The organism is Trinickia mobilis (genome assembly GCF_017315705.1).
In the GTDB taxonomy this organism is placed as follows: Bacteria; Pseudomonadota; Gammaproteobacteria; order Burkholderiales; family Burkholderiaceae; genus Trinickia_A; species Trinickia_A mobilis.
Window position 1 is genome coordinate 31,177 of sequence record NZ_JAFLRF010000026.1, and the last position, 11,666, is coordinate 42,842.

The 11,666-nt window shown below is 63.4% G+C and carries 9 protein-coding genes; 4 read left to right on the forward strand and 5 right to left on the reverse strand.

The annotated features are described in order from the left end of the window. Positions 1-19 precede the first annotated feature (19 nt). The 5 genes from J3489_RS26445 to apbC form a co-directional block, all read right to left on the reverse strand. Positions 20-760: a lysozyme inhibitor LprI family protein gene (locus J3489_RS26445; protein ID WP_207003209.1), complete on the reverse strand. Its 741-nt coding sequence runs from the start codon at positions 758-760 to the stop codon at positions 20-22. Between the two features lie 8 nt (positions 761-768). Further along, the gene (locus J3489_RS26450; protein WP_207003126.1) at positions 769-3,048 is read right to left on the reverse strand and encodes an arginine/lysine/ornithine decarboxylase; all 2,280 of its coding nucleotides are present in this window, start codon (positions 3,046-3,048) and stop codon (positions 769-771) included. A gap of 177 nt (positions 3,049-3,225) precedes the next feature. Beyond that, complete coding sequence (gene dcd / locus J3489_RS26455; protein ID WP_207003127.1) at positions 3,226-3,795, reverse strand: dCTP deaminase; 570 nt, start codon at positions 3,793-3,795, stop codon at positions 3,226-3,228. A gap of 194 nt (positions 3,796-3,989) precedes the next feature. Then, on the reverse strand, positions 3,990-4,532 hold the full coding sequence (locus J3489_RS26460) for a superoxide dismutase family protein (protein ID WP_207003128.1): 543 nt from the start codon (positions 4,530-4,532) through the stop codon (positions 3,990-3,992). Between the two features lie 333 nt (positions 4,533-4,865). Then, complete coding sequence (gene apbC, locus J3489_RS26465; RefSeq protein ID WP_207003129.1) at positions 4,866-5,954, reverse strand: iron-sulfur cluster carrier protein ApbC; 1,089 nt, start codon at positions 5,952-5,954, stop codon at positions 4,866-4,868. Positions 5,955-6,271: 317 nt separating this feature from the next. On the opposite strand from apbC, the gene J3489_RS26470 reads away from it, so the two are divergent. From J3489_RS26470 to J3489_RS26485, 4 genes are all read left to right on the forward strand, one after another. Continuing rightward, positions 6,272-6,937, forward strand: coding sequence for a YiaD family glycine zipper/OmpA-like lipoprotein (locus J3489_RS26470; protein ID WP_207003130.1), 666 nt, complete (start codon positions 6,272-6,274; stop codon positions 6,935-6,937). A gap of 511 nt (positions 6,938-7,448) precedes the next feature. Beyond that, on the forward strand, positions 7,449-9,617 hold the full coding sequence (gene metG / locus J3489_RS26475; protein ID WP_207003134.1) for a methionine--tRNA ligase: 2,169 nt from the start codon (positions 7,449-7,451) through the stop codon (positions 9,615-9,617). 112 nt (positions 9,618-9,729) lie between these two features. Further along, the gene (locus J3489_RS26480; protein WP_207003135.1) at positions 9,730-10,758 is read left to right on the forward strand and encodes a hypothetical protein; all 1,029 of its coding nucleotides are present in this window, start codon (positions 9,730-9,732) and stop codon (positions 10,756-10,758) included. Position 10,759: 1 nt separating this feature from the next. Next, positions 10,760-11,596, forward strand: coding sequence for a hypothetical protein (locus J3489_RS26485; protein ID WP_207003137.1), 837 nt, complete (start codon positions 10,760-10,762; stop codon positions 11,594-11,596). Positions 11,597-11,666 lie beyond the last annotated feature (70 nt).

Below are 11,666 nucleotides of genomic sequence, written 5' to 3' on the forward strand. Positions count from 1 at the left end.
TCGCGCGCCGGTCCGCCGCTCAATCGTTCCCGACCGTCTCCGAAAAACGCTTGATCGTCGCGATCCGCGCGCCGATCAGATCGAACCTGTCTTGTGCGCTGATGAGCGGCCCCGTCGCGTCGCGAAACGCGACCCAGGTGCGCTCGGCGTGCACCAGCGCCGGCCGCGAGCGGACCGGCAGCTTCGCACGCAACGTCCGATAGTAGCGATTCAAGTCGAAGTCCGCGTGCAGACATGCGGCATCGTCGGCGCAGCGCCGCGCGCGCTGCGCGGCCGGCGGCGCATCGCCCGTCAGCTTCGCCTGCGCAGATTGCTGGTACTGCGCGGCAGCCTTGCGCAACGCCAGCGCGCGATCGCGCACCGGCTGCAGGCGCAGGTTCGCCGCGCTCATGGCGTACGACGAACCCGCCGTGGTCGCGAACACGGCATGCAGCAAATACGCCTCATCCTTGCGCCACGCGAGCCAGCGCCGCTGGCTCTCCTGCCAGCCGCGGCGCACCTTGTCGGTAGGCGCATTCGCGAGCACCGACTGGAAGGCGGCATCGATCGCTGTCTGCCACGCGTCGTTTGCCGCCTCGGTGCACTGCACCTGCCCCGCAGTCGACGACCGGTCGGCGCGCGCAAGACACTGCTGCATTGCGGTATCGATCGGGTCGGCGGCGGCGACCTCGGCCCGCGCCGCCCCCGCCGACAACAACCCCGCGAGGCAGGCGCCGGCGAAGAGCGCGCCGGCCAGACCGCGTTTGAAGCCCGGCGACATCATCGAGATCAACCGCGCACGCAATCCACGTAGTACTCGAGGCGGCCATTGACCGACTCGGCGACGAGACCGTGGATATCCGTGTAGAAACCCGGGAAGCGCGCGTTGAAATCGCGCGCGAACTTCAGGTAGTTGACGATCGTCTTGTTGAAGCGCTCGCCGGGAATCAGAAGCGGAATGCCGGGCGGATACGGCGTGAGCAGAACGCTCGTCACACGGCCTTCGAGCTCGTCGATGGCCACGCGGTCGACCTCGCGGTGCGCGAGCTTCGCGAACGCATCGGACGGCTTCATCGCCGGCTCCATGTTCGACAGATACATCTCCGTCGTGAGCCGCGCGATGTCGTTCGCACGATAGACGCTGTGGATCTGCTGGCAGAGGTCGGCAAGGCCGACGCGCTCGTACTGCGGATGCTGCGCGACGAATTTCGGCAGCACGCGCCACAGCGGCTGGTTGTTGTCGTAGTCGTCCTTGAACTGCTGCAGCTCGGTCACCATCGAGTTCCAGCGACCCTTCGTGATGCCGATCGTGAACATGATGAAGAACGAATAGAGCCCGGTCTTCTCGACGATGATGCCGTGCTCGGCCAGGTACTTCGTCACGATCGCAGCCGGGATGCCGGTCTCGCCGAAGTCGCCCGCGAGATCGAGCCCCGGCGTGACGATCGTCGCCTTGATCGGGTCGAGCATGTTGAAGCCGGCGGCGAGCTGGCCGAAGCCGTGCCAATTGTCCTCGGCGCGCAAGATCCAGTCTTCGCGCGAGCCGATGCCTTCGTCGACGAGGTTCTCCGGACCCCACACCTTGAAGAACCAGTCGTCGCCGTATTCGGCGTCGACCTTGCGCATCGCGCGGCGGAAGTCGAGCGCCTCGGCAATCGATTCCTCGACGAGCGCCGTGCCGCCCGGCGGCTCCATCATCGCGGCGGCGACGTCGCACGACGCGATGATCGCGTACTGCGGGCTCGTCGACGTGTGCATCAGGTACGCCTCGTTGAAGCGGTCCTTGTCGAACGCGCGGTGCTCCGAATCCTGCACGACGATCTGCGAGGCCTGCGAGATGCCCGCGAGCAGCTTGTGCGTCGAGTGCGTCGCGAACACGAGTGCGCCGGTGCGCGGACGGCCCGCGCCGATGGCGTGCATGTCCTGGTAGAACTCGTGGAACTCGGCGTGCGGCAGCCACGCTTCGTCAAAGTGCAGCGTATCGAGGAGGTCGCCGAGCAGGTCCTTGATCATCTCGACGTTGTAGATCACGCCGTCGTACGTGCTCTGCGTGATCGTCAGGATGCGCGGCTTCAGGTTCGGGTTCTTCGCGAGCGCTTCGCGCGCGAACGGGTTCGCCTCGATCTTCCTGCGAATGTTCTCGGGCTTGAACTCGTCGCGCGGAATCGGGCCGATGATGCCGAAGTTGTTGCGCGTCGGCGTGAGGAACACGGGGATCGCGCCCGTCATCATGATCGCGTGCAGGATCGACTTGTGGCAGTTGCGGTCGACGAGCACGATGTCGCCCGGCGCCACCGTCGCGTGCCAGACGATCTTGTTCGAGGTCGACGTACCGTTGGTCACGAAGAACAGGTGATCGGCGCTGAAGATGCGCGCGGCGTTGCGCTCGGACGCGGCCACCGGACCGATGTGGTCGAGCAGCTGGCCGAGCTCGTCGACGGCATTGCAGACGTCGGCGCGCAGCATGTTCTCGCCGAAGAACTGGTGGAACATCTGGCCGAGCGGGCTTTTCAGGAACGCGACGCCGCCCGAGTGCCCCGGGCAGTGCCACGAGTACGAGCCTTCGTCGGCATACTTGACGAGCTCCTTGAAGAACGGCGGCGAGAGCGAATCCAGGTAGACGCGCGCCTCGCGGATGATGTGGCGCGCGACGAACTCCGGCGTGTCCTCGAACATGTGGATGAAGCCGTGCAGCTCGCGCAGGATGTCGTTCGGCAGGTGGCGCGAGGTGCGCGTTTCGCCGTAGAGGAAGATCGGGATGTCGGCGTTGCGGCGGCGCACTTCGGTGACGAACGCGCGCAGGTCGATGATCGCGGTCGCGAGTTCGGGCAGCTCGCCGTCGGGGCCGACCTCGCCGAGCATCAGCTCGTCGTCGTCGAGCGACAGGATGAAGCACGACGCCCGGCTCGACTGCTGCGCAAACGAAGTCAGGTCGCCGTAGCTCGTGAGACCGACCACTTCCACGCCTTCCTTCTCGATCGCTTCCGCCAGCGCCCGGATGCCGGAACCCGAGATGTTCTCGGAGCGAAAGTCTTCGTCGATGATGACGACAGGAAAACGAAACTTCATGGGACGAATCTCCAAAAACAAGGACCGCTGGCCTGGGCTTGTCTTCCCTTTGCTCAGCGGTCACCCGAATGGCCGGTGAACGTCAGTGTGCGCCGGGCCGCCCCAAGCGCACTGACCGCCCCCTCGGGGGGCAGCGAACGCAGTGAGCGTGGGGGCTGTTCACAGAACGGTTGTCCGTTACGTCTTGGGCAGCGTGACGCCGTGCTGCCCCTGGTATTTGCCGCCGCGATCCGCGTACGACACTTCGCACACTTCATCGCTTTCGAAGAAGAGCACTTGAGCTACGCCTTCGTTCGCGTAGATTTTCGCAGGCAATGGTGTCGTATTCGAGAATTCGAGGGTGACGTAGCCTTCCCACTCGGGTTCGAACGGCGTGACGTTCACGATGATCCCGCAGCGCGCGTAGGTCGACTTGCCGAGGCACACGGTGAGCACGTTGCGCGGGATGCGGAAGTACTCGACGGTGCGCGCGAGCGCGAACGAGTTCGGCGGGATGATGCAGACGTCGCCCCTGAAATCGACAAACGACTTCTCGTCAAAGTTCTTCGGATCGACGATCGTCGAGTTGATGTTCGTGAAGATCTTGAATTCGTCGGCGCAGCGGATGTCGTAGCCGTAGCTCGACGTGCCGTAGCTGACGATCTTGCGGCCGTCCTCGGAAGCGCGGACCTGATCGCGCACGAACGGCTCGATCATCTTGTGCTGTTCGGCCATGCGCCGAATCCATTTGTCAGATTTGATGGCCATGAATGGACCTGAAGAACGCTGCGTGACGAGAAAAGGCCCGAAGGGCGGCGTGCGCGGCGGATGTGGCGCCGGCCGCTCGACGAAAGGCGGTTATTTTACGCGATCGTGAAGGTGCTGCCGTGAAAGCGCGCGGATGCGCCTGCGGTGGCCGTCCGGCCCGGCGGCCGCGGCAAGCCGCGAGCCAGCGAGCCGGTTCATTGCCGGATCAGCCCGCAAGCGAGCGCGGGACCGGCGCCGTGCGCGGTGAGCGCGTACGGATCGCTGGGGTCGCGAAGGATCAGGACGGAGCGCGAGAGGACCGAGCGCACGCCGTCGAGCGACACGTCCGGCGCCACGATGAAGCCCGTCGCCCCGCCGTTTGCGTCCGCGTGGATGTTGCCGAGGTCGCCCTCCACTCGCGCGCCCGATCTCAGCTCGTCCGCGGCGGGGGCGAAGACGCGGCCGGCGCTCGATCCGTCGGCGGCGTTGCAGTCGCCGCGTTCATGGATTTGCAGCGCATGGTCGCTGTTCGGCGGCAAACCGGACACGTTGTAGGTCACCTGCACGCCGTCCGAGCGCTCGATGAACGTGACCGTGCCGCGCGCCGAACTGCCCACGGTCGGCACCAATTGCGCGTCCGCGCGTTTTTCGTGGGGGCCGAAAAAGCCGGCGCAGCCGCTCAGCGACAGGCCGAACAGGCTGACGGCAGCCACGACGATGAAGCGATGCACCGCCTGCCCGTCGATTCGTTGTCTCATGCGATCCTCTTGCCGGGCGGCGGCCGCCCCTGCGACCGCCGTGCCAGACCTTGCGAAGCCGACATGATACCGCGAGCCGCCGCGCGAAAAACACGGCGACTCCGCTGCCGTCGGGTACTTCGTTGGGCACTTGTCAGTACGTGCCGGGCTGTCCCAAGCGTACTGACACCCCCTCGCGCCCCGAAGGAAGACCTTCGCCCCGGAGGAAGTCGCCTTGGGGGATTGGGGGATTGGGGGATTGGGGGAGGGAGCAGCGTGTCGACCCGGAGTTAGCGCTTTAGCGCTTACTCCGGTCCCATGCAAAGCAAGTAGAGAGCGTGGGGCTGTTTCGTCTCAGGTGTTTTGAACCACGATGGTGGGGAATTTCGAAGTCATATCGCGCGCGCGCTCGGCGATGTGGATCGCCACCTTGCGCGCGATCGAACGGTAGATCTCGGCGATCCGTCCGTTCGGGTCCGAGGCGACCGTCGGATGCCCGCCGTCGGCCTGCTCGCGGATCGCGATATCGAGCGGCAGGCTGCCGAGCACTTCGACGCCGTACTCCTTCGCCATGCGATCGCCCCCGCCCGCACCGAAGATGTGCTCTTCGTGGCCGCAGTTCGAGCAGATATGGATGCTCATGTTCTCGACGATGCCGAGGATCGGAATGCCGACCTTCTCGAACATCTTGAGGCCCTTCTTCGCGTCGAGGAGCGCGATGTCCTGCGGGGTCGTGACGATCACCGCACCCGTTACGGGCACACGCTGCGAGAGCGTCAACTGGATGTCGCCGGTGCCGGGCGGCATGTCGACGATCAGGTAGTCGAGATCCTTCCAGTTGGTCTGCCGCAGGAGCTGCTCGAGCGCGGACGTCGCCATCGGGCCGCGCCAGACCATCGGGTTGTCCTGCTCGATCAGAAAGCCGATCGAGTTCGCCTGCACGCCGTGGCCGGCAAGCGGGTTCATCGACTGACCGTCCGGCGATTCGGGACGCCCGGTGATGCCGAGCATCATCGGCAGCGACGGGCCGTAGATGTCGGCGTCGAGAATGCCGACCCGCGCGCCCTCGCCTGCGAGCGCGAGCGCCAGATTGACGGCCGTGGTGCTCTTGCCGACGCCGCCCTTGCCCGATGCGACGGCGACGATGTTCTTCACATTCGGCAACAGTTTCACGCCGCGCTGCACGGTGTGAGCGGCGATCGATTGCGACACGGCGACGCGCGCTTGCTCGACGCCCGGTACCTGCCGCAGCGCATCCTCGACGAGCGCGCGCACGGCAAGGAACTGGCTGTGCGCCGGATAGCCGAGCACGATGTCGGCGCTGACCGTCGCGCCGTCGATCGCCACGTTCTTCACGCCTTTGTCGGCCGCGAACGGGCGGCCCGTGTTGGGGTCGGTGACAGCGGCCAGGGCGGCGTCGACCAATGCCCGATCAATACTCATCGATACTCCGAGGGGATTCGTCTGCGGCTGCGGGCGACCGGCTTGACGAGCCGGAAACGCTTGCCTGCAAACTTTTAAAATTGAAAGAATCTGTTGCTTGCCATTGCCAAAAATCGACTTGCCGGGCACCCTTCGCCCGCTGCAAGCTATAGGGCCGCATCGCTGCCTTGCCATTCATTATTGTAGTGGTTCGTGCCCGGTGCCGCCGGAAGACCCTTTGTCACCCGGGTGCTTGCAGCGCACGCGAAAGCGCCCCGCATGGGCCAGCCAGGACGGTCCACCCCGTCGTCCAACACGTTACTGAAGAGGAAACGCATATGAACGCAAAAGTCATGACCCACCTGACCGTCTTCGCCGTAGCCGGTGCACTGCTCGCCGGCTGCGCGACCCAGCAGGGCACCAACACGGCTGTCGGCACGGGCGCCGGCGCGGCCGTGGGCGCCGGCCTCGGCGCGATCTTCGGCGGCGGCAAGGGCGCGGCGATCGGCGCGGCGGCAGGCGCGGCGGTCGGCGGCATCACGGGCTACAACTGGCAGAAGATCCACGAGAAGCTCTCGGGCGCCACCAAGGGCACCGGCGCGCAGGTCAGCGAGCAGCCGGACGGCTCGCTCAAGGTCAACATCCCGAGCTCGATCTCGTTCGACACGGATAGCTACGCGATCAAGTCGTCGTTCGCTCCCGTGCTCGACACGGTCGCGCAAACGCTGCAGCAAAACCCGGAGCTGATCGCGCAAGTGATCGGCTATACCGACAGCACCGGCAGCCAGCAATACAACATGACTTTGTCGCAAAACCGCGCGCAGAGCGTCGTGACGTTCCTGAACCAGCGCGGCGTCGTGCCGGCGCGCCTGACGGCGCAAGGCATGGGCCCGTCGAACCCGATCGCCGACAACAACACCGATACCGGCCGCGCGCAGAACCGCCGCGTCGAAATCTATCTGCGCGCTACCGCGCAGCACGGCCAGACGCCGCGGTACCAATAACGATTTGACGGGGATCGTTTCCGGCGGCTCGCACCGCTTGCCGCCGGGCGTCGGCGACGTCGCGCAGAGCCCCGTTCGGCAAGCCGCCCGAAATCTTCTGGTAAACAAATCAAAAATATTTCGAACTCGGCGGAAGATTCGCTGTCTTTCTATACGGTACGCGACTGCAGATGTGGCCGCGTCACCATTCTCCTCTTGTCGTTGTTGCTCCGGGGCCGTAGCCCCGGTTTTTTTGCCCGCGTCTTTTGCGTCGGCGAGCGACATCTGCCCGGCCAAGTCCAGCTCGACGATGCGCCGCAGTCCAGCCTGTCTACGGCCGACGGATCACCCCTCTCCGCTCGACCAATGAGAATTGTTCTCAATAACGCCGTGCCCACCGCTCGGCCGGCGCCTCCACTTCCTCCTTGGGTCTTGAGCCCAGCGCCGCCTCGCCCTCGGGCCCCGGCCCGCCGCGAGCCCCGCGCCTGCTAGAATCGAATACTCTTTTCTCCCGCAGTCCTACGAAATCCCTATGCCAGCAGCCTCCACCGATTCCCACGCGCAAGCCGGCGCGGCCTCGAGCCCCGCCAGCCGCCGCCAGATCTTCGTCACGTCCGCTCTGCCGTACGCGAACGGACAGATCCACATCGGCCACCTGGTCGAGTACATCCAGACGGACATCTGGGTGCGCGCGCTGCGAATGCATGGTCACGAGGTCTACTACGTCGGCGCCGACGATACGCACGGCACGCCGGTCATGCTGCGCGCCGAAAGCGAGGGCATCACGCCGAAGGCGCTGATCGAGCGCGTCTGGAAAGAGCACAAGCGCGATTTCGACAGCTTCGGCATTTCGTTCGACAACTACTACTCGACGGATTCCGAAGAAAACCGCGTGCTTTCCGAATCGATCTACGAGGCGCTCAAGGCAGCCGGATTGATCGACGCGCGCGACATCGAGCAGGCGTACGACCCCATCAAGGAGATGTTCCTGCCGGACCGCTACATCAAGGGCGAATGTCCGAAATGCGGCGCGAAGGATCAATACGGCGACAACTGCGAAGTGTGCGGCTCGACCTATCAGCCGACCGAGCTGGTCAACCCGTACTCCGTGGTGTCGGGCGCGACGCCCGTGCGCAAGACGTCGACGCACTACTTCTTCCGCCTCTCGGACCCGCGCTGCGAGAACTTCCTGCGCGGCTGGGTGGGCGGCCTCGCGCAGCCGGAGGCGACCAACAAGATGCGCGAGTGGCTCGGCGACGCGGGCGAAGCGAAGCTCGCCGACTGGGACATCTCGCGCGACGCGCCGTACTTCGGCTTCGAAATCCCTGGCGCGCCCGGCAAATACTTCTACGTGTGGCTCGACGCGCCGGTAGGCTACTACGCGAGCTTCAAGAACCTCGCCGATCGCCTCGGCCTCGATTTCAACGCGTGGATCAAGCAAGGCTCGACGGCCGAGCAATATCACTTCATCGGCAAAGACATCCTCTATTTCCACACGCTGTTCTGGCCCGCGATGCTGGAGTTCTCCGGCCACCGCACGCCGACCAACGTGTTCGCGCACGGCTTCCTGACGGTGGACGGCGCGAAGATGTCGAAGTCGCGCGGCACGTTCATCACCGCGCAGAGCTTCGTCGACGTCGGCCTGAACCCCGAGTGGCTGCGCTACTACTTCGCGGCGAAGCTGAACAGCACGATGGAGGACATCGACCTGAACCTCGAGGACTTCCAGGCGCGCGTGAACAGCGACCTCATCGGCAAATACGTGAACATCGCGAGCCGCGCGGCAGGCTTTTTGATCAAGCGCTTCGACGGCCGCATCCAGGAAAGCGCGATGCACCACCCGCTGCTCGGCACGCTGCGCGCGGCGATTCCGCAAATCGCCGCGCACTACGAGGCGCGCGAATACGGCCGTGCGCTGCGCCAGACGATGGAGCTCGCCGATGCCGTCAACGCGTACGTCGATACTGCGAAGCCGTGGGATCAGGCGAAAGACCCGGCCAACGCCGTCGCGCTGCACGAAACCTGCAGCGTCAGCATCGAGGCGTTCCGCCTGCTGTCGCTCGCGTTGAAGCCGGTGCTGCCGAAGCTCGCGCAAGGCGTCGAGGCGTTCCTCGGCATCGAGCCGCTCACGTGGGCCGACGCGAACGTGCCGCTCGCCGCCGAGCACCGCATCAACGCGTACCAGCACTTGATGACCCGCGTCGATCCCCAGCAGCTCGAAGCCCTGCTCGCCGCCAACCGCGATTCGCTGCAAGCAACGCAGGGCGCGGCGCCTGCCGATGCGAAGAAGAAGGCCAAGGCAGCCGCCGCGAACGGCGAGTCGAAGGCGGCCGACGCAAAGGCCGGCGCCGATCCATCCGACATCATCTCGATCGACGACTTCGCGAAGATCGACCTGCGGGTCGCGAAGATCGTCGACTGCAAGGCGGTCGAGGGATCGGACAAGTTGCTGCAGCTGACGCTCGATGTCGGCGAAGAAAAGACGCGCAACGTGTTCTCGGGCATCAAGTCGGCGTACCAGCCGGAGGATCTGATCGGCAAGCTGACCGTGATGGTCGCGAACCTCGCGCCGCGCAAGATGAAGTTCGGGCTGTCCGAGGGCATGGTGCTCGCGGCGTCGGCGGCGGACGAGAAGGCCGAGCCGGGGCTTTACGTGCTCGAGCCGCATAGCGGCGCGAAGCCGGGGATGCGGGTGAAGTAACGAAGGTGTGCGCACGTGCCGGATGGGGCCGGCACTTTAGGAGTTATCCGATAGATCGCGACAGGTCGGCACAGCTAGCTTGGACGGTTTCCATTCGAGATGAGGGAAGACCGTGCCGAGTTCCATCGCAAGTATCGGCCGTATGCAGGCCAGCACCGTTTGCCAATCGCTTCAGCACTATCGCCGCACGTTGCCGCTCAACACGATGCCCCGCAACCGCGACGACGTTTGTCGGGGCGACGGCTGGCAGATCGGCAATGAACGCCTGAGCGGCGATTTCGAGCTCGACCCGGTGTTCGCCAGGCAACTGATTGCCGGCACAGTGGCCGCTCCCGAGTTTGGCGTAACCCAGATCGATCCTGGCTCGTCGTGGTTGCACACTTATCTTTACGGCAGCCCGAAGGAGGCCCCGGGCACCTTAGCGCGGCTTAATGAGGAAAGCCAAAGTGTGGCACTCGGTCCAGGCAGCGTATTGAGCAACGTCAATACGAGTGTGTCCGCCGCGCATGCCGCCCATGCGGCCAGAATCGAAAAGGCGATTCAGGCCGGGGCGCAGAGAATCCTATCTGGCGCTAGCAAAGGCGTCCGTATCAACTCGTACATCACGCTGTATAACGGCAACACCAGCGGCCGGGGACGGCCCAGGCCCAAAATCCGAATCATGAGCATGCCGGTTGAAATCGTGCAGCCCACGCTCGGTACGCATTTCAAATACAACACTCGCATGCAGACGGCCACCGAGGCGCTCAAGGAGGTCAAGCTGCAAAAGCTTGCTCCGAAAACCTCGTCGCTGGCGCGTGCCTATGCCAGAGGCGGGTTTGGCAATGGCGTGCTGACGTTTGGGCCGAGTGCAGTGCTGGATTTAGCGGATAGCATTCGGCGAGATACAAAAGGGGCACTGCGATTCGATGCCCGGCGCTTCGCCATTGCTTCCGCGAGGAGCCAGAGCGGGAATTTGGTTGGGCTTGGAGCCTCCGCAATAGCCACGCCATTAGCTGTGGCCTTTCTAGGTATAGCAGCAACAGGTGCACCCGCCATACTCATTGGGCTGGGCGCATGCTTTGTCGCTCAGATTGCTTGGGGCGTGACCGGCGCCCCAGAAGAAGCAGAGATTACGGCAAAGCGATTGATGGAGAAATAAATTGCTATTAACTTTTGATAATGCGCGATCAATACTCCCCAAGGCGCCACTTCTTTTCATGGGATTTAATGGCGGCTTCATAAGCCTGTCAGCAGGGGTCATCTTCAATTTCAGGACAATGCAAGGGCCTGATATTTTACTAATTGCAGCCACAACCACAACAATAGGCCTCGCCATCGGGATTTTTGTAAAATACCGAGCCTCGTTTTCAGTCAAATTCGCCTTGTGCTCAATGATTTATTTTTTCGCCATATTTCCACTATTGTTTGGCGGCACCGGCTCATTGATTGCCGCCGAAGTGGCAGGAGCTGGTAACAAAATATTTATGGCACTCTCTCTATACCTAGCATCCATCTTGCTGCCCCTATTATTTGGAATATCAAGCAGCCTCAAAAAACAAGCGAGGAAAAATAGATCACAGACCTATAAAACAAAATTCATGAAAGATTGCGCCAATCTCAATGAGTACACCATCAATCCAAATAAATTTCACGACGGAAGCACCGGTGAAACAAGTAACTCAGCGGCGGCCATTTGGTCCACAGCGGCAATGGGAGCCAACATTCCAATACTATTCCAGATCTACACTGGCGCGAGGAACAACGTAATCTTTCTTGCTGTACCTTTAATAATTGGCGTATTTGCGTATCTCAGCATTAAGACACTCGGCCCCAAAATCGCCTGCCTGTGGCTGCTGCGCAAATACGAAAAACAAACCGGCCGCTGCTTCGTCAACGCCGATTACGAAAAGATTCAAGAACTCCGCCGCACGTTCTTTCTCTCCCGCTGGCTGATGAAGGATTATCGCCCGGCATCGGACCGCCAACGGGCGGCTTAACCACCGCCCCTATCGGCGCTTGCCGGCACCGGCAAGCGCCTGCAATCGAAGCCGGCCCCGGAAACCCTCG